Source organism: Lacticaseibacillus zeae subsp. silagei (genome assembly GCF_030770335.1).
Taxonomy (GTDB): Bacteria; Bacillota; Bacilli; order Lactobacillales; family Lactobacillaceae; genus Lacticaseibacillus; species Lacticaseibacillus zeae.
The window spans coordinates 37290-55166 of the sequence record NZ_CP132484.1; the positions used below are offsets into that span (position 1 = coordinate 37290).

26 protein-coding genes are annotated in these 17877 nt (G+C 44.2%); 23 read left to right on the forward strand and 3 right to left on the reverse strand.

The genetic code is table 11. The features are described 5' to 3' along the window. Positions 1-65 precede the first annotated feature (65 nt). The 5 genes from LACZS1_RS00175 (at position 66) to LACZS1_RS00195 (ending at position 7160) form a co-directional block, all read left to right on the forward strand. A complete protein-coding gene (locus tag LACZS1_RS00175; RefSeq protein ID WP_070650999.1) occupies positions 66-752 on the forward strand; it encodes a rhomboid family intramembrane serine protease in 687 nt (228 codons plus the stop codon). A 39-nt stretch (positions 753-791) separates the two neighbouring features. Further along, positions 792-2978, forward strand: a complete 2187-nt coding sequence (locus LACZS1_RS00180) for a peptide cleavage/export ABC transporter (protein WP_070650997.1) — start codon at positions 792-794, stop codon at positions 2976-2978. Between the two features lie 11 nt (positions 2979-2989). Further along, positions 2990-4369 carry a bacteriocin secretion accessory protein gene (locus LACZS1_RS00185; RefSeq protein WP_306402889.1) on the forward strand — a complete coding sequence of 460 codons (1380 nt, stop codon included), beginning with the start codon at positions 2990-2992 and terminating at the stop codon, positions 4367-4369. A gap of 588 nt (positions 4370-4957) precedes the next feature. After that, positions 4958-6031: an ammonium transporter gene (locus LACZS1_RS00190; RefSeq protein WP_070650994.1), complete on the forward strand. Its 1074-nt coding sequence runs from the start codon at positions 4958-4960 to the stop codon at positions 6029-6031. Between the two features lie 19 nt (positions 6032-6050). Then, positions 6051-7160 (forward strand): NAD(P)/FAD-dependent oxidoreductase, encoded by a 1110-nt coding sequence (locus LACZS1_RS00195; RefSeq protein WP_070650992.1) that lies wholly within the window; start codon positions 6051-6053, stop codon positions 7158-7160. Positions 7161-7357: 197 nt separating this feature from the next. On the opposite strand, the gene LACZS1_RS00200 is transcribed toward LACZS1_RS00195, so the two are convergent. From LACZS1_RS00200 to LACZS1_RS00210, 3 genes are all read right to left on the reverse strand, one after another. Further along, positions 7358-8527, reverse strand: a complete 1170-nt coding sequence (locus tag LACZS1_RS00200) for a site-specific integrase (RefSeq protein ID WP_093997730.1) — start codon at positions 8525-8527, stop codon at positions 7358-7360. Between the two features lie 169 nt (positions 8528-8696). Beyond that, a complete protein-coding gene (locus tag LACZS1_RS00205) occupies positions 8697-9374 on the reverse strand; it encodes a hypothetical protein (RefSeq protein ID WP_005686889.1) in 678 nt (225 codons plus the stop codon). Between the two features lie 57 nt (positions 9375-9431). Beyond that, on the reverse strand, positions 9432-10079 hold the full coding sequence (locus LACZS1_RS00210; protein WP_093997729.1) for a LexA family protein: 648 nt from the start codon (positions 10077-10079) through the stop codon (positions 9432-9434). A 148-nt stretch (positions 10080-10227) separates the two neighbouring features. Between LACZS1_RS00210 and LACZS1_RS00215 the strand changes: the two genes are divergently transcribed. Genes LACZS1_RS00215 through LACZS1_RS00300 form a run of 18 tightly spaced genes read left to right on the forward strand, consistent with a single transcriptional unit; the run spans position 10228 to position 17874 of the window. Then, positions 10228-10494, forward strand: a complete 267-nt coding sequence (locus LACZS1_RS00215; RefSeq protein WP_093997728.1) for a helix-turn-helix transcriptional regulator — start codon at positions 10228-10230, stop codon at positions 10492-10494. Continuing rightward, positions 10491-10931: a GIY-YIG nuclease family protein gene (locus LACZS1_RS00220; RefSeq protein WP_093997727.1), complete on the forward strand. Its 441-nt coding sequence runs from the start codon at positions 10491-10493 to the stop codon at positions 10929-10931. Before LACZS1_RS00215 ends, LACZS1_RS00220 begins: the two co-directional genes overlap by 4 nt. Beyond that, on the forward strand, positions 10912-11673 hold the full coding sequence (locus LACZS1_RS00225; RefSeq protein ID WP_093997726.1) for a phage antirepressor: 762 nt from the start codon (positions 10912-10914) through the stop codon (positions 11671-11673). The genes LACZS1_RS00220 and LACZS1_RS00225 overlap by 20 nt, the downstream gene beginning before the upstream one ends. Before the next feature lie 38 nt (positions 11674-11711). Further along, complete coding sequence (locus LACZS1_RS00230) at positions 11712-11885, forward strand: antA/AntB antirepressor family protein (protein WP_269461182.1); 174 nt, start codon at positions 11712-11714, stop codon at positions 11883-11885. Positions 11886-11921: 36 nt separating this feature from the next. Next, positions 11922-12278, forward strand: a complete 357-nt coding sequence (locus tag LACZS1_RS00235; protein WP_010489711.1) for a DUF771 domain-containing protein — start codon at positions 11922-11924, stop codon at positions 12276-12278. After that, complete coding sequence (locus LACZS1_RS00240) at positions 12278-12406, forward strand: hypothetical protein (RefSeq protein ID WP_016363220.1); 129 nt, start codon at positions 12278-12280, stop codon at positions 12404-12406. The genes LACZS1_RS00235 and LACZS1_RS00240 overlap by 1 nt, the downstream gene beginning before the upstream one ends. Next, the gene (locus LACZS1_RS00245) at positions 12399-12551 is read left to right on the forward strand and encodes a hypothetical protein (protein WP_172493496.1); all 153 of its coding nucleotides are present in this window, start codon (positions 12399-12401) and stop codon (positions 12549-12551) included. Before LACZS1_RS00240 ends, LACZS1_RS00245 begins: the two co-directional genes overlap by 8 nt. 4 nt (positions 12552-12555) lie before the next feature. Then, on the forward strand, positions 12556-12759 hold the full coding sequence (locus LACZS1_RS00250) for a hypothetical protein (RefSeq protein ID WP_093997757.1): 204 nt from the start codon (positions 12556-12558) through the stop codon (positions 12757-12759). An 18-nt stretch (positions 12760-12777) separates the two neighbouring features. Continuing rightward, positions 12778-13263 carry a siphovirus Gp157 family protein gene (locus LACZS1_RS00255; protein ID WP_005712713.1) on the forward strand — a complete coding sequence of 162 codons (486 nt, stop codon included), beginning with the start codon at positions 12778-12780 and terminating at the stop codon, positions 13261-13263. Further along, positions 13264-13971 (forward strand): AAA family ATPase, encoded by a 708-nt coding sequence (locus LACZS1_RS00260; RefSeq protein ID WP_115656754.1) that lies wholly within the window; start codon positions 13264-13266, stop codon positions 13969-13971. It begins immediately after the preceding gene. 3 nt (positions 13972-13974) lie between these two features. Continuing rightward, entirely contained in the window at positions 13975-14532 is a 558-nt protein-coding gene (locus LACZS1_RS00265; protein WP_093997724.1) for a DUF669 domain-containing protein, read from the forward strand. A 14-nt stretch (positions 14533-14546) separates the two neighbouring features. Then, entirely contained in the window at positions 14547-15344 is a 798-nt protein-coding gene (locus tag LACZS1_RS00270; protein ID WP_093997723.1) for a phage replication protein O, read from the forward strand. Further along, on the forward strand, positions 15331-16113 hold the full coding sequence (locus LACZS1_RS00275) for an ATP-binding protein (protein ID WP_093997722.1): 783 nt from the start codon (positions 15331-15333) through the stop codon (positions 16111-16113). Before LACZS1_RS00270 ends, LACZS1_RS00275 begins: the two co-directional genes overlap by 14 nt. Further along, the gene (locus tag LACZS1_RS00280; protein ID WP_093997721.1) at positions 16110-16442 is read left to right on the forward strand and encodes a hypothetical protein; all 333 of its coding nucleotides are present in this window, start codon (positions 16110-16112) and stop codon (positions 16440-16442) included. Before LACZS1_RS00275 ends, LACZS1_RS00280 begins: the two co-directional genes overlap by 4 nt. Beyond that, entirely contained in the window at positions 16439-16717 is a 279-nt protein-coding gene (locus LACZS1_RS00285; protein ID WP_093997720.1) for a hypothetical protein, read from the forward strand. Before LACZS1_RS00280 ends, LACZS1_RS00285 begins: the two co-directional genes overlap by 4 nt. After that, entirely contained in the window at positions 16714-17163 is a 450-nt protein-coding gene (locus tag LACZS1_RS00290; protein WP_093997719.1) for a hypothetical protein, read from the forward strand. Before LACZS1_RS00285 ends, LACZS1_RS00290 begins: the two co-directional genes overlap by 4 nt. A gap of 46 nt (positions 17164-17209) precedes the next feature. Beyond that, on the forward strand, positions 17210-17464 hold the full coding sequence (locus LACZS1_RS00295) for a hypothetical protein (RefSeq protein WP_093997718.1): 255 nt from the start codon (positions 17210-17212) through the stop codon (positions 17462-17464). Further along, a complete protein-coding gene (locus LACZS1_RS00300; protein WP_093997717.1) occupies positions 17461-17874 on the forward strand; it encodes a RusA family crossover junction endodeoxyribonuclease in 414 nt (137 codons plus the stop codon). Before LACZS1_RS00295 ends, LACZS1_RS00300 begins: the two co-directional genes overlap by 4 nt. Positions 17875-17877 lie beyond the last annotated feature (3 nt).

A 17877-nucleotide genomic window follows, 5' to 3' on the forward strand; every position in this document is an offset into this window, starting at 1 on the left:
CTTGTGAGCAAATTGTTTGTTACTAACAGTGCAACAGTGCCTAAAAGAGAAAGAGGTTTAAACATATGCTTTTGAAATTGAAGAAGGCCAATCTACTTGCAATATTTTCTGCAGCCAAAGGAACTCTCTTTATTTGCTGTATGCTTCTATTCTTCTATTGGCTATTTCTGATTTTGACGAACACATTCTTAATTCCATCTTCTAATTTTGTTGGGAATATTCCCTCAATTCTACGAGGAGAGCTTTGGTATATCGTAACAGGTTCCATTTATCATGCAGAATTGAACCATCTATTGATAAACATTCTTCCAATTATTATTTTGGGGCCTTTCATAGAATGGAAGATCGGAAGTATAGCTCTTGTAACCAGCTTCTTTGTCTCTAGTTGGATTGCGACCCTTCTATTTTGTTTTGTGTTTGGGGGGTACATTCAAACATCTTTCGGAATTGGTCTCTATGTTTATACGTTTAATGGTGCATCATTGTCAGTATATGCTTTATTTCCATTGGTTGTATTAGCATATTTAATAAAAAAACCAGTTTTTTCCTTAATTTCAAAAATTGTTTTATTTGGAGTTTTTTGGTGTTTCATTTTTGGAATTATTCCTAACGCAAGTGCTTCAGACGTCGAGATCATGACACAAATTGCGCATTTGTGTGGTGTCCTTGCCGGTCTCCTTTGCACATTCATAATTTTGATCTTAAGAAATTGGAAAAAGATTCCATTCTTTAGACCTAAATCGATCAACTAACCAATTGACGCTGCCGCGCTAGAAATTAAGGGAAACTCTATGCTTAATATTAAATATGGATTCGCCAGTCGTTACAAACGATACTATTCACCACAGATTGATGAACGTGACTGCGGTGTTGCTGCGCTCAATATGTTACTGAGATATAACAAGTCAGACTATTCGCTCGCCCGATTAAGACAATTAGCGAAAACCGACCAAGAAGGAACGACAGCATTAGGCATTGTTCGAGCCGCGGAAAACTTAGACTTTGAGACCAGTCCAATAAAAACGGACATGAGCTTGTTTGATCTTGAGGACGTTCCTTATCCGTTTATTGCGCATGTGTTAAAGAACGGGGAGCTACTCCATTATTACGTAGTTTTCAAGGCAACGAAGAAACGCATTTTAATTGGGGATCCTGACCCTTCAGAAGGCATGACCTGGCTATCACGGGAACGATTTGAAAAAGAATGGTCCGGCGTGGCCATCTTTATTGCGCCAAAGCCCGCTTATCAGCCACAAAAGGAGCGTAAGAATGGCTTATTTGACTTTCTGCCACTCTTAGTGAGACAAAAGCGGATCATTGCGAACATCATCATTGCTGCTGCGCTAATCACCGTGATCAGCATTGTTGGTTCATACTTCTTACAGTCTATTATTGACACGTATATCCCAAATGCCATGCGAACCACTATGGGCATGATCGCAAGCGGGCTTCTACTGGCTTATTTGTTACAAGCAATATTGACTTATGGTCAGAATTTTCTAATGGCAGTTTTAGGCCAACGACTCGCCATCGATGTCATATTAGGCTACGTTAGACATTTGTATGAGTTGCCAATGTCTTTCTTTGCCACTCGCCGCACTGGCGAAATCATTTCACGGTTTTCTGACGCCAATAAAATTATTGATGCACTGGCTCATACGATGATGACCCTCTTTTTGGATGTATGGCTTGTCTTAGTTCTGGGTATTGTTTTAGGTATCCAAAATGGCACGCTGTTTTTGATTTCCCTTATTGCCGTTCCATGTTATTTGGTCATTGTCTTTGCCTTTCAGCGTCCTTTTGATCGATTGAATCAGGAAACAATGGAAAGTAATGCCGTTCTAAGTTCTTCAATCATTGAGAACTTAAACGGTATTGAAACGATTAAGTCTCTGACTGGAGAGCGTGCTAGTTATGAGCGGGTAGATCGTGAGTTTCTAGGTTATCTGAAGAAATCCTTCCAATATACAAAAGTAGACCAGCTCCAGCAGGCCATTAAGGGTTTGCTGAAATTGATTCTTAACGTTGTGGTGTTGTGGGTCGGAGCCAACCTAGTAATGGCTAATAAAATGAGTTTGGGGCAGATGCTGACATTTAATGCTTTGCTGTCCTACTTTACAAACCCGTTAGAAAGTATTATCAATCTACAGCCAACTTTACAGACGGCTAAAGTTGCAAATAACCGGCTTAATGAAGTTTATCTGGTTGAATCGGAATTTAAAGAGCACCGCAGCGTCACCAATCGAAGCCAAATTGACGGAACAATTAGAGTTGCCGATGTGTCATTTAAATATGGCTTTGGGCAGGACATTCTGAAACAAATCAACCTCGAAGTTCCTGAGAACGCCAAATACACCATTGTTGGTATGAGCGGTTCAGGAAAATCAACTTTGGCAAAACTATTAGTTGGGTTCTATCCAGTTGAGGCCAATAGAGGAGAGATCACTTTCAACAGAGTGCCAATGAACGATATTAATCTCTCAACGCTACGACAATATATCGAATACGTACCACAGGATCCGTTTATTTTCTCAGGATCGGTCCTCGACAATTTGACGTTGGGAAGTCGCCCACATGCAACAGAAGATGATATCAAGCAAGCATGTATGACAGCCGAGATTGCTGAGGACATTGCACATTTGCCCCAGCAATGGCAGACCAAGCTTTCGGAAAGCGGTAGTATTTTGTCTGGTGGTCAGAAGCAACGGCTTGCAATTGCACGCGCTTTACTTTCCCCCGCCAAAGTACTTATTTTTGACGAATCGACAAGCAGCCTGGATACGATTACTGAACGTAAGATCGTAAATCGTCTACTGGCAATGAAGGATCGGACCATCATCTTTGTGGCGCATCGTTTAACCATTGCTGCTAAAACTGAAAGGATCATCGTCATGGATCACGGTGAGCTGGTTGAACAAGGAGATCATGCAAGCTTGTTAGCGCGAGGTGGCTTTTACGCCCGATTAGTAAGCGAGTGAGGTGCAAGTAAATGATTGATACCAAGAAACTGGAAACAACGGAGTTCTACCAACACCGTTTTAAGAACTTCTCGACAATGATCATTCTACCGACTGCCACCATCTTTCTTGGGCTGCTATTATTTTTGATTTTTGCTAAGCGTGAGGTCACAATTCTAACCACTGCCGAAATTGAACCGATTAATGCTGCCGTGTCGGTACAAGCAACCGCAGCAAACCGTATCGTGTCGAATTATATGAAGGAAGGTAAGCGGGTCAAGAAAGGCGAAACGCTGCTTATTTATCATGACGTTGCCAATCCTACGCAGGCTAAGTTACTTGAACAAGAGCTTGCAACCCTTAGAGAACAGCAACAACAACTCGACTTGTTTAAACAAAGCATTACAAATAATAAAAGCCTTTTCCCTAAAGCAGATCGCTTCGGTTATCAGCAACAACTTCAGGATTATCTCAATCAACGAAGAGTCCTGGAGCTTGAATCACAGGCCGTGAATTCGACACAAGCCGTTGCAAACGCAAAAAATAAAGAGATCGATCAGCTGTTACAAACCAGCATTAAATCCTCCCAAAGCAAGATTTCGACCATTTCGGAGGCCAAAGTAGCCATCCAGAATGGAAAGCCCTTAGAAGGATCCCATGTCTACCATTATTTATATCAACAATATGACCTTGAAAAGAAAGAAGCCGAATCGTCAGCGCAGCCTACAGTAAAAGGCAAATACTTGGCCCAGCTTGATGACCTATTAGCAAACGAACAAAGCAACTTGTCGTCGTTAAAAACTCAGCAAGTTAGCCAAAGGGAAGCCGATGTTTCGGAACACCAAGTGACACAGAACAAAGCCAAGATGGCCTCGTTACAAAACCAAATAAACCAATCTATCGCAAACGAGCTAGTAAAAGTTGAACAAACAATACAGACTGAAGATGCTAAGTTGATGGCACTGAAGGACGAGACCCAAAACTACAAAATCAAAGCCAGCGCGAATGGTGTCCTCCATCTAGAAACAGAGTTGACGGGTAATCAATACGTACCTTCAGGAAGTGTTTTAGCCAAAATATTACCTGATTTAGCAAATCAGACCGTCGCAAACTTGAGACTCGTTGTTTCACCAGCCGAGATTATGAGCGTTAAACGTGGCCAAAATGTTCGCCTACGCGTCGCAGAAAATGTACCAACGCCAATGACTTTGGATGGAAAAATCCACGCTATTGATATTGCTCCGACGCGTGACTCCAAATTAGGTAACTACTTTAATGTAAAAGCTCGTGTCAGTTTATCTAAGCAACAAAGAAACTCCCTTTATTACGGGCTCGCAGGTCAGGCATCAGTTGTTACTGGAACGAAGACTTATTGGAATTACTTTGCAGATAAAATGCTTGGAAATAAATAGCATGCAGCCGGCCTTCGATATTGGAGGAGCTGATTGCATACTATTCATCTTGCATAGGTAGTTATTAGTTAAGCTCTCGGTACTTGCTTTCTGGTATCTTCGAAGTTATATATTTGTTTGATTTGTGGCTTGTTAAGTGTTCTTATCTGAATGGTTGCTCGGTGATACTTTAGGGCAGGCAATGCTGAATATATTAACAATCGTTCCGCTTATTTGGCTGGTCGTTACTACGGCAGAAATAAAGGTCAACCTTTTTGGAAGAAAAGATCATTTGTGACCATGTTTAATCGGAATTAATGTATACCGGTTTTTTAAAATTGGCATTAAGACGACACTTTTTCCAAGTGTCGTCTTTTTTTGCCAAAAATATCAGTTGACACCACTAACCAACAAATGATAAGGTAACAGTCGCTTCTTAATCGTAATAGTTACGCTTTAGAAAGCGAGGTAGGTAGCTTCAAAAATAGCCACACATACTGACCGCATGTCTATAGGTAGAAGCGATCATGGACAACTGAATAGCAAATGGTAACTAACGCTTGCTCAGCCTGATTTTCAAGCTGACGAAAGTTCACAAGGGGGTCATTTATGTTTGCACTTGTCTGTTTCCTGATCATGCTGCCGATGATCTTTAGCGTACCGCTGTTATACGTGGGTATGTTACCGCGCTCGCGGCAGCAGCCGGCACTTTTAACCATGAGCGTTGCGTTAATGGTGGCGATCGGCTGCTGGTTGGTGTTTGGGAATTACCTGGCGTTTGGCACCAATCTGTTACAGGTTAATCGTTTCTCTGATTTGCTGGGTGGTTTGGTGCAGATGGATTTTTACTTATATGCGATCGCCATGTTGATCGGGACCGTTGTTGGCTTTAAACATGGCCGTTACTTGGTGATTTTTGTGCCGGTTTGGACGGCGTTGGTTTACTGCCCGCTGGCGCACTGGCTATGGTCGGATGGTGGTTGGTTGCAGCGACTGGGTGCATTGGATTTTTCCGGCGGCATTGTCGTGCATCTGACGGCGGGGCTGACCAGTCTTGTTCTGGCAAAATCGTTGACCCGCAGTCGTGAGGCGGTTGTGGCGAATGATTTTCGTACGGATTATGCCGCAACGATCATGATACTGGTGGGTTGGTTGGGCTTCAATTTAGCGCCGGTGGGTGGCTTGAATGCCCAAGCTTTGCAGGTGCTGATCAAAACGCTCATTGCGGTTTTGGCGGCGATTGCTGGCTGGTGCTGGTTGACGTATTGGCGAACGCAAGTCGTGGGCTTAGGTGATTTACTGAATGGTATTTTATGCGGATTGGTAACGAGTACGGCTTTGGTTGGCTATGTCGGCGCAGGCACCATAGCTGTGGTTGCCGTTGTTTCCGGCGGGTTATGTCAGACAGCGGTCGTAAAGATGCAGCATGCTAAAAGATTCTACGATGCAGTTGATTCTTTTGCGATTAATGCAGTTGGCGGTCTGACTGGCGTTATTGGGCTGATGGCCGCCCGATTGATGACGGGCCAAAATGGTATTCGTTTCGTAGGCGTGGAGCTTTTGGCGGTCTTGGTGGCGGTCGGTTTGACCGTTGTCGGCACCGTTTTGGCTCAAGCCGCGGCACATGTGAGTGAAACCGGCCTGAATCGATTAATGGTGCGTGATAGTAAGCGTCTGGATTGATGTAAGGAGAAATAAATAGATGAATCAAATCACGATTATTGGTGGCGGGGCAGCGGGAATTGGCGTTGGCGTCATCTTGAAACAATTAGGCTGTCAGGAATTTCAGATTTTGGAGCAAGGTGAAATTGGCGAAAGTTTTCGCAATTGGCCAAAAGAAACCCGCTTTATCACGCCATCATTTACCAGTAATGGCTTCGGTATGCCGGACTTAAATGCCGTTACCATGGAGACGTCGCCAGCATATACGCTGGGGACGGAACATCTTAGTGGACCCCAGTTTGCCGATTATTTGAAACTGGTGGCAGAGACCTATACGTTACCGATTGCCGAACATACGCGTGTTGGCGCCATTACGGCCAACGCCAACAGCTATACCATTGAGACCGATCATGGTGTCGTTGAAAGTAAATACCTGATTATGGCGGTCGGGCAATTTGCTTTTCCGAAGTTAACCGATCACCCTGAAAATGTCATTCACTATCAGCAGGTGCATTCTTGGCAGGATTTGCCAGGGGAAACCCAAATTGTCATCGGTGGCAATGAAAGCGGCGTGGATGCTGCGATCAATTTGGCCGCGCTCGGACATAAAGTTCTGATGGTCACGGAATCGACCGGCTTAAATGCAGCTTCGCCTGATCCCAGTATCCGTCTAGCTCCGTATACCCGGCGCCGGTTCCTGGATTTGCCGCCAGCAGTTGCGGATCGGATCACCTTACAACAAAATGCAACCTTAAAAACGGTGACCAGCGATTCCCCATCGCAGTACCAGCTGTGGTTTACCGATGGCCGCACCATCACAACGCCTTACAAACCGATTCTATGCACGGGATTCAACCCGGGTCCGTTAAAATTATGGCCAGAGCTCTTCGAAAGCGTTGATGGTGAGATTAAGTTAAGCGATGTGGATGAATCGACCCGTGCCAAAAACGTGTTTGTTGTCGGCCCGGATGTTCGCCACCAAGACGCGATCTTCTGCTACATTTACAAGTTCCGGCAACGGTTTGGTGTCATCGTGAATGAAATAGCCGAACGGGAAAATTGGGACATTGGCGACTTTGTAACGGTGAGTCGGGCCAATAGTTTCTATCTTGACGATTGTGACACATGCGACGTGGCGTGTGATTGCTAGGATTTAACGCCTCTGCCGCGTCATTGTATTGCTCGTTGTGCTGAAGACGTGGCAATGCCTACAGCAGGCGTTATTTAGCTTTCTTTAGGTTATTTTAGCTTTTTAAAAAGCTTATGTATCAGCATTTACAGCAATTTAGTCCTCTTTAGAGTTACTTTGTTTTTATTTTTCGGGGGACAAAAAGGGGACAAACACAATCATAGCTGGTCCATGAATAACACGGCCTTATGTGCTTCTTGTTTTCTCTGTGAGTCTAACAAATGACCATAGACTTTCATCGTAATAGTCACGTCTGAATGACCCAACCGCTTTGAAATATAATAGATGTCGACACCTTTGCTGATCAAGTAGCTGACGTGGCTATGACGCAACCCGTGAAAGGTGATCTGCTTATCTTCAGGTATCCCAGCTTTGTTCTGAATGACGTGCAGCACTTTGTTACATGCGCTGTCTGTAATCACGTTGTGACGTGGATAACGCATAATCATCTGGTCTTCGTCACGATATCCAGTACGAAGATAAGATGCTGCTTGTTCCTGATGGATCTTATTAAGAAGCTCAATGACGCTGGGCGATATCTCAATGTCGCGAACTGACGAATCAGTTTTAGTTGGCTTGAATCCTGTTCCATACAAATGATCCCAAGAACGCGTAACATGAATGACGCCGAGCTTAGTATCGATGTCAGGCCAAGTTAAAGCCAACACTTCAGATATTCGCATGCCAGTCATCGAGCCAATATAAACAGCAAGCGCCCCGATATCGCGGTAAGAAGCTCGTTCAATAGCAATTGCTTTAACCTTAGCGAAATCGTGGCTGTCTAGCACCTTTACTTTCCCGCTAGAGTGCACTCCTGACGTCTTCGTTCCAAAGGTGAAATCAGAAAATAGAATGCGCTCATTGATTGCCGCTTTTACCATCCCACGAACATAGCTGTTCATCTTGGTAACGACATCTTTCGAACGCTCACGTGGCCGCTTTCGTGTGGTTTTCTCCTTGCGATCTTTGCCAGCAGCAAAATCGTTAATAAATTTCTGCCATTCGATAGGTCGAATAGAACTAAGCTTTCGGCCATCAAATCGGCTCTTTAGGTGCTTTCTGAAAAGTTTGTAACGGTATACAGTGTTGATTGACTTGCCATTGGTTCGGTATGCTTCAACCCATTGATCCCAATAATCAAGTAACAGAATGTCTTGTTTTGATGGATCGCCGCCACGTTTCAGGTCATCTTCTACAGCTTCTGCAGCATCTTGCGCAGATGATTTGAGTCGATAACCACCGTGTGAAGCAACCAACTGTTTCCCAGCGGAATCCGTATACTTAACCCGGTATTCCCAATACTTGCCGCGTTTCCTAAATGTTGCCATGCACTTTTCCTCCTTTTCTGGTAAAATCGAGTATACAAAGAGCCTTGCTGCTCCGAGTATTTGTTAGGCGTCTACCCGTTCACTTTGGTCGGTGGGGTAGGCGCCTTTATTTTGTATCCAGCCCCACTCTCCGGCTTGCACGGGGACGCCGCTTGCGTGGGAAAAGGGACTAATCACCATAGTCGTCGGGAGCAGTTCCGGCGTCATCAATCTTCTTGGCCAAAGCCAATGGAACTGTGATTTTGCCACCCATGGTAGATTTGTAAGTGGTGGTACCCAAGCTTTCAGCATAGAAGGTAATCTTGTCATTTTCTAGAATGCGAGAGCCGTTCATAATATCTGGATCATAACCGACCATGATTACATTGTCATAATTACCATCAACTGCAACACGCAAATCAGTTTCATCGTCACCCTCAACGACTTGAATAACTTCGCCCGTTAAAGTGATATTCTTGCCCTTGTAGTCGTCTGGAGTCCGTGCCAACTGTTCATAAGTGATCCCAGTGTTATAGTCAGCTGCGTTGAATGTTTCTGTGCTTGATGATTCTTCATCATCAGAGTCATCGCTATCAGTGTCTTCGTAACTGTCATCATCATCTTGTGACGACTCGACCTTTGACGATTCAGCTTTTGAAGACGAACTAGACGCAGCTGACCTCTTGCTTTCTCCCGAGTAGGTGCCAATCCAAAAAAAGATTGCAATAAATGCTACCGCCGACAATGCGGTAATAATAAGGTTCCGCTTTAGTTTTCTCGGATCCTTTCTTTGAACTATAGACAATGTGCCAAATATTGCAGCCAATAGGAGCGATCCTAAAAAGGCAATTAAGATAAGTAGTTTCATTATTCCCCTCCAAAAGAATTCAGCTTTTAACGTCGATCAGAGTTTGGACGTGAGATTTTATAGAACTACCGTGTACACGACTACTTTGCCAAATATAGCGACATTGTCTGCATCTTCATAACGATAAACATATGGTTCAAAACGAGGATCGTCACTGTCAGGCTGAAAAGAGACTACTTTAGCTTCATCGTTTCTATAGTAACGTTTGCAAGAAAAATCTTCATTGTCAATTGAGAAGACGACAATGTCTCCATTGCTTAGATCATCTGTCCGCTTTACTGCGAGAAGCGCGCCATCAGGGAAAACTCTGTTCATTGATTCGCCGTTGGCATGTATGATAAGAATATCATCATCGCCAGCGTAGCGTCCCATTATGGCATCTGATAATTGGATTTCTTCCAAGTTGTCTTTCGTATAAGCTTCAACCAATTCAGGGGCACCACATGAAACCCCTGCGTCTAAGTATTTGTAGGAGTGTATAGGCATAGATGGAGCAATATTTGAAGGCTCTTTTTCTCCAGCAATCACAGAAACAGGAACACCGAAAATATCTGCTATGGATTTAGCAGTAGTCATTAATGGATAAGCAGCTCCACGTTCCCAAGAAGACACAGTGGTCGGAGCAACTCCCAATCTGTTAGCCAAATCAGATTGCGTCATCCCGCGGGTTTTTCTTAGCTTTTTTATGGTGTCTCCAGTATTCATTTCGTTTCCTCATTTCCTATTTATGCTGGCTATAATGTACACCTGTTGCGTAGAAAAGTACACACATAAATACAATTTATTTGCAAAAAGCTATTGCAACTACTAACCATTCGTAGTATATTTAGTGTTGTTGAAAGGAGGGACGCAAATGACAGAAATTGAACCAGCTTTTACGCTTGAAGGAGCACGAAACAACTTGCATTTTTCACAGAAAGAAGTAGCGGAAGCGCTGGGAATGAGCACCAAAACCTATGCTGACTATGAGAAATATCGAAAAGTTTTGCGAACAGATAAAGCTTTTGAGTTTGCAAAGCTAGTTAGACTACCATTTGATTCGATTATTTTTTTGCCCAAAGACTACGAAACATTTGTAGTTGGCAAAAAAGATTTGCTTACAAAGGGGATGACAGTATGAACCAACCACAGCTATTTAATTTTCACGGACAACAAGTCAATACAACCAATCGTGGTGATTATTTCGGATATTTTTATGTACTTGAATGTTCAGGCATCTTGAAAATCGGTTCTACTAAGAACCCCAGGGTTAGGCTACAGCAACTTAAAAGAATGCTTGAGAATTACGGGAATCATAAAATAACCAAAATGTATATTTCTAAGCCTTGCACAAATTACAAAGAAAATGAGCGTGTTCTTCAAAATTACTTTTCAACAGTCCGTATAAAAAACACAGAATTATTTAGAACGGATGTTAAGCAAGTTTTGAAAGCGGCAAGTTGTTTGAAATTGAAAAACAATTCTGAGCTTCAGGAGAAAAAATCTAAAGAAGTTACTGATTTCTTAAAAGACTTAGTTTTAACGGGAGGGAAAAATTATGAGACCACAAGTATTTAGTTTCAAAGATAAGAATCTAAACGTAGTTGAAAAGAACGGTGAAGTATATTTCGATGCCGAACAGTCTGCTATTGGTATGGGAATTAGCCAAATTAAAAGTGACAAGTTATACGTCAGATGGGAACGGGTTCGTGAATATTTAAATTCCCCACAAGTGGGGAAAGGCGATTACATCACCGAACCACAATTTTATGAGTTAGCTATTAAAGCTAATAATCAAATAGCTAGAAAGTTTCAACATTGGGTAACGCATGAAGTTATCCCATCAATCCGGAAGCATGGCGCCTACATGACGCCTGAAACGATTGAGAAGGCCATCTATAATCCAGACTTCATTATCAATCTGGCAACACAGCTAAAGGACGAACAAGCCAAAACAGCGGCACTTACGGCTGATAACGAAACGATGAAGCCTAAAGCGTTGTTTGCAGACGCGGTAGCCACCAGCCATACAACCATCTTGGTTGGTGATCTTGCAAAAGTGCTCAAACAGAACGGCGTTGACATTGGTGCCAAGCGGTTGTTCGCCTGGCTACGTGAGCAAGGCTATTTGATCAAACGGATTGGTGCCGACTATAACTCGCCGACACAACGCGCGATGGAGTTAGGCTTGTTCGAGGTCAAGGAAACGGCGATCAGTCACTCGGACGGCCATGTAACAGTTCAGAAGACCCCAAAGGTGACTGGCAAAGGCCAGCAGTATTTTATCAACAAGTTTCTACAAAATGGGATGACGGTATGAACTAACTAATTAAGACCATCACACGCGATGATGGAACGATCGCGGTAAGCGGCCGCGAGCTGCACGATTTTTTGGGAGTTGGCAAAGACTTCTCCAACTGGTTCAAAGATATGGCCTCGTATGGGTTTGAAGAAGGTAAAGACTTTTCGCCGTTTTCGGCGAAAACCCCAAACGGCGGTCACTATACAAATGGGTTTATCACAAAAAAGTGAAAAACTCCGCACCATCACAGGAAAGGAGGAAATGCCATGCCACTGTTGCAGGTTGTTGAAGATGATCAGATTTCAAGTAAAAAGTATTTAGCGGTCGATGAAGAAGAACTGACAAAGATGATCAAGGAGAACCAAGAGTTAAAACGCAAGCTAGCAGCACGAGGCATGTGGACGCTCACCACCGCAACAAGCTATGTCGAAGGGCATAACAACACGTGGGTAGTTAACAATATCTTGAACGTCCCACGCTTCCACAAGTTCTTGCAAGATACCGTGGTTTCATATCCACCGCCTGGCAAAAAGGGGTATCTGTTTCATCCGAAACCATGGCTCGACTTCTTAGACAAATGGTTTCCAGAGATTTCAAGGTCACTTAGAGAGAAGGGAAAATAATGATTGATGCAATTGTACAGACATTGCTGACGCCCACCGCGCCGTTCTGGCGTTACCTGCTATTGGTAGCGGCTGGCATCATGATCGGCGCAACGATTTCGAAAGGATGGAGGCAGTGGATTGACTGAAGCAGAACGCACCATTGGTGATTTGCTGAACGAACATAACAAATTGACGTTAGACATTATGCGCGGCAAACACACCCCAATTGCAAGGATGTTGCTTGCCGAGAACGAGAAGCTACGTGAACGACTAGCAAAACTAAGGGGATGACATGATGACCAATGAGGAATACGAACGAATTCTAGCCGAAGCTAACCGCCAGATCGCGGCATATCACAAGGTTGCCACTGACTATGGGCCTACCAACACAGACCCTCATCAAACGTATGCGATGGGTCAGGAAGATGGCGCACACGCAATCCTATTCATTATCAAACAAGCCATGAAAAAAGCCGCTGGCGTGCAGGCCAACGACTGATAGAAAGGAAAATATTATATGTCAGTATTATACGACTTAACAGACAAATTGACCAGTTTGCAACGACTGGCAGAAAGTGGCAAGGCTGATCCAAAAGCTATTGCTGACACGATGGAAATGGTTGAGGGCGACTTTGATGATAAGGCGGTTGGCTATGTCAAAGTCTATAAATCAATCGAAGCAGACGTCAAAGAAATCGATGCTGAAATCAGGCGTTTGCAAGAACGAAAGACAAGTGCCAAGAAAAACGCTGCGACAATCAAATCACGATTGGCGCAAGCGATGGTTGAAACTGGTCGTGAACACATTCATACACCACTGTTCAGTATTTACACTCGCAGAACAGTGAGCGTGGAAGCACCAGAAGACCCGAATAAGTTGCCACCAGAGTTCATTAAGACCACGTTGACGGTCAACAAAGCCGACTTGAAGAAAGCATTACAAGCTGGTCGTGAGGTACCAAACGCGCGACTGGTTGAGAATATCGGACTGGGGGTGCGGTAGATGCAGCCAATTAAACATGCATCTTCAATTGATCGAACAAAGAACTGGCGAGTTTTGATTTACGGGAAGCCTGGTGTTGGTAAGACGTCAGCCATTCGCAATCTTGATGGCAAAACACTTGTGCTAGATCTTGATGACAGTTCAAAAGTGCTATCTGGTGCAGCAAACATCGATGTACAACCATTTGACCGAAGCAAGCCAAGCGAGGAATGGAAAGAATTTCTGACTGACCTAAAAGGACGCGTGCAAGGATACGACAATCTGGTGATCGACAACGTCTCAGCGTTCGAAAAAGACTGGTTTGTTGAGATGGGTAGGCACAGTAAGAACGGCATTGGCAACGAACTTCAGGATTATTCAAGATGGACAAATTACTTTGCCCGTATCATGACCATGATCTTCATGGACGCACCAGTTAACGTGCTAGTAACCGCTTGGGAGAACACACGAGACATTACAAGCGAAACTGGACAATCGTTCAGCCAGTATGCACCAGCAATTCGTGACAGCGTACGTGACGGGCTATTAGGCTTGACAGACGTTGTGGGACGCGTGGTAGTTAATCCCAAGACTGATGGCCGTGGCGTCATTCTCGAGGGAACCGATGCAATCTTTGCTAAAAACAGATTAGACAATCGAAAGTTAGTGCCAATTAAAGAGCTATTCAAATTTGGAAATCAGGAAAAGTCAATTAAACAGGAGGACTAAAACATGGCTATCACAATGGACTACTCACAAGCAGCAGAAGGAAATGGCGACATTCAAGATGGTGTATATGAATGCGTTATTAACCGCTTTGGATTTGATAACTACAAAGATCGCGAGTTTATCAAGTTCGACCTAATCGTACGCAATGACGTTCCACAGAAATATCAGAACAAGCATATCTTCGACAACCAATATCCAAAGAAAGACACCGGAGAGTATGCAATGGGATACCTATTCATGATTGGCAAAAATGCTGGCATTCCAGACCATAAGAAGTGGGCTGATCTTGCGGCGATGCTTGCAGATTTCACGGGTCATGCCGTTAAAGTTACCGTCAAAAATGAAGAATACAACGGTAAAACCTATCCGCATATCAAGAAGTGGGAGCCAACAGCTTTCCCACAGATTCAGCATCGTTGGAAAGATAGCAAAGCTGCATCTGCTTCAAATTCTAATCCGTCTTTCGGCACACCGGAACAAGCAGGACAAACCAATACAGCCGATCTATTTGCCAACAACGGTCAACCAATCGATGTCAGCGATGAAGACTTGCCGTTCTGATTTGAGGTGATCACATGGCAGACGGAGGCTGGATCAAGCTTTACAGAGTATTGCTAGATGACGACCTCTGGATTGACTGCACACCAGTTCAGAAGGTCGTGATGATCACATTGCTGTTGATGGCCAACCATAAGGAACGAAAGTGGATATGGCAAGGAAAGAAGTTCATTGCCAATCCAGGACAAATGGTCACATCTCTTGATTCAATCAAATTGAAGTCAGGAAAAGGCGTCAGCATTCGAGCTGTTAGAACGTCCTTGAACAAGTTTGAAAACGTTGGTTTTTTGACAAGCAAATCGACAAACTCTGGTCGCCTTCTAACCATTGCTAATTGGGCAAAATACCAAGAAGGCGTTGAAGAAGTGACAAACGAGTTGACAGGCAACCGACAAGCAACTGACAAGCAACTGACAACTAACAAGAATGTAAAGAATGTAAAGAATGAAAAGAAAGAAGATAGTCACCATTCCCGCAAGCGTGAATACGCTGACGACTCTCCTGAAATGATCGAAGCTGTTTATCTATGGTCGAAGATCAAAGGTAACAACCCAGAGCACCGAAAACCAAACTTACAGTCTTGGGCTGATGACATTAGAAAGATGCACGAGTTGGATCATCGGCCATTCGATAAGATTCATAAAATGATTGACTGGTGTCAGTTCGATTCATTCTGGCAAACAAACATTCTAAGCGCGTCAAAGCTGAGATCGAAGTATGACACCATGGCGGCACAGGCAAATCGCAAGTTTTCGTCTGGAAGACGGCTAGAACACACGGAAACAAAGGAGAACTGGGGATATGGAGTCGACTAAAGGCCTATTCACACGTGCGGACGTGCAAAAAATCATCGAAAAGCGAGGAATGGACGTTAGCAAGCTGCCAACTCAGGCCGAGATTGAACGGCGCTTCTACGAACGCTCTATCGCCGCATTGAACCGTAAAAAGGCACGTGCCATTTATCGCTACTCAGTCTTCCCCGGAAACGTTCCGGCTAAGTTTACTTTCGACAAATGGCGGCCTGAACTACAAACGGATCAGCAAAACTCTAGAAGTCTGGGGAACCGTGCATACAAGCTGACTAAGCAAATGGTGGAAGTGCCTAAGAACGTGGTTCTGTTTGGACCGCGTGGAACGGGTAAAACGTCCTTGGCCTTAGCGATGCTAACCAGCTTGCGCGATCAAGGCCAGTCGGGACTGTTTATCTCAACAGCAGAGCTGAGTAACCTAATGAGCTTGCAATACGATGCACCAGACGTTCGCCAGCGTTTAGCGGGCATTGAGCGCGCAATGAAAGAGGCCGACGTGCTGTTGTTGGACGACTTCGGCACAGAAGGCGGTATGAAACTCGACATCAAGCCAGTGAGACGTGATATGCAAGAGCTGATGTATCGCGTTGCGAATGCCCGCCTTGATTTTGAGAGCAACATGCCTCGTCTATCAACGATAATCACAACGAACAACGAGATGAGCGAGCTTGAGCACATGTACAACAGCAAACTCATCAGTCGAATTATTCCAAAATCAAAAGATTGCACCTTAAATTTTGAAAAGCTAACCGACGTAAGGGGGAAAAGATCGTGACAGCCGAAGAAATGACGAATAGATATTTGCAACGCTTGGATAAGCGACTGTTGGCCTACGGAATGTCCTTGAATCAAACAGTAGCGGACCTTGAACGTGATTATGACAGTGGTTGCCTAAACGTTACTGAAGCACAGTGGCAAGACATCATCGTGCTTGTTGAGAGCATTATTCAGGCAAATACACGCATGATTCATGAAGCGTCGGAGAGCATCTATGTTGATGGCGAAGTTTCGGGTAGCTTGCTCAAGTTGCTTAAACTGGCTAGCCACTTTGCAACACTGGACTTCTCAGAAGCGCCATTAATTGAGCAGGAGGCAAAAGCATGATTGAGCATGAGGACGAAACTAACAATGCAGGCCAAGATTGGGCACGTGAACGACTTCGCAACTTTCTTGACGATCATCACAGCTTGCCAATATACCGCTTTGCTTTGATTGCTGGCGTGAGTCGCATCACGATTGCTAGTTTTCTTAGTGGCAAAGAGGTAATGAGGATCACACTTACAAAGATAGCCAAAGCCATGAATATATCGATCGATAAGCTAAAACAGCCAATCAGCGAGCAGGAATACATCGAACTTCGAGAGGAGCTAAAAGCATGACACAAGTAACAGTACGTCTTTACAAGCAAGGTGACAAAGTATGGCGCGACTTCAAAGCTGAATTGCTTAAGCGCTACGAAAATTCAGCAATGCTAGACATCTCAAAAAGCGAAGCATTCTCAAAAATCGAGAAGCAAGAGTTCAACAACCGGATTGTTGTATCAAAGAAAGCGATTGTCGAGAAACGTGCGGTAGCCGGTGTTGATGACAGCGATATCTTGAATACTTCAGTCAACAACGGCCTTAAAAAGATTTCAAAAAAGCGAAAAGAAGCCCGTGCCAAATACGCACGTTGGATTGCAGAAGCAGCCTCACAATGTGACACGCTGATTGACGTTGCAAAACGGATTGGTAAGTCAACAACGTTCGTGAAGCGAGTTGCAAGCGAGTTTGAGATAAAGTTGCCAAGCCGTAACAACGGCCATGAAGAGATTGCGAGTCGTTAGCCATTTAGCGAAGACGAATACAAGAAACTACAGGAGGAATTCTCAAATGCAAGCAATTAAACCAAAAATGATGGTCGGTGATCTGGTGGTGGTGCCTGATCGTGTATTCATGGGCGTGCGTGATCTTGGGGGTGTGGCACGAATCATCAGGATCGAGCGATACAACGTCAGAAAAGCAAATCAAGACATTAACAAGCCTGTTTCTTTTGACGCCAAGGCACCTAAAGAACTAATCACAACGGTTGAGATGGTTGATGGAAAGCAACGTCAATACTATCTGAAGGACGTGAAACCAGCGTGATAAGGCTAACAATACCCGGTGAACCGGTTGCTCAAGGGCGGCCTAGGTTTTCTCGGCGAGGAAAGTATATAAGCACGTATGATCCTCCCAAATCACGTGGCTACAAAGAATACATCAAGCAGATTGCACGTCAGGAGCTCCATATTGAGCCTCTGACGGGTTCTATCAGGATAAACGTAAAAGTATACAGGAGTATTCAAAAAGCCGGTAGCAAGCTTACTAGGCGGAAAAAACAGGACGGCATCATTAGACCAACTGTTAAGCCGGATACAGACAACTATTACAAAGCGGTGTCTGATGCGCTGACTGGTATTTTATGGGAAGACGACAACCAAATAGTCGAAATCCATGTTGGCAAATGGTACAGCGATCAACCCCGTGTTGAGATTGAAGCAGAAGAAATCGATTGAAGG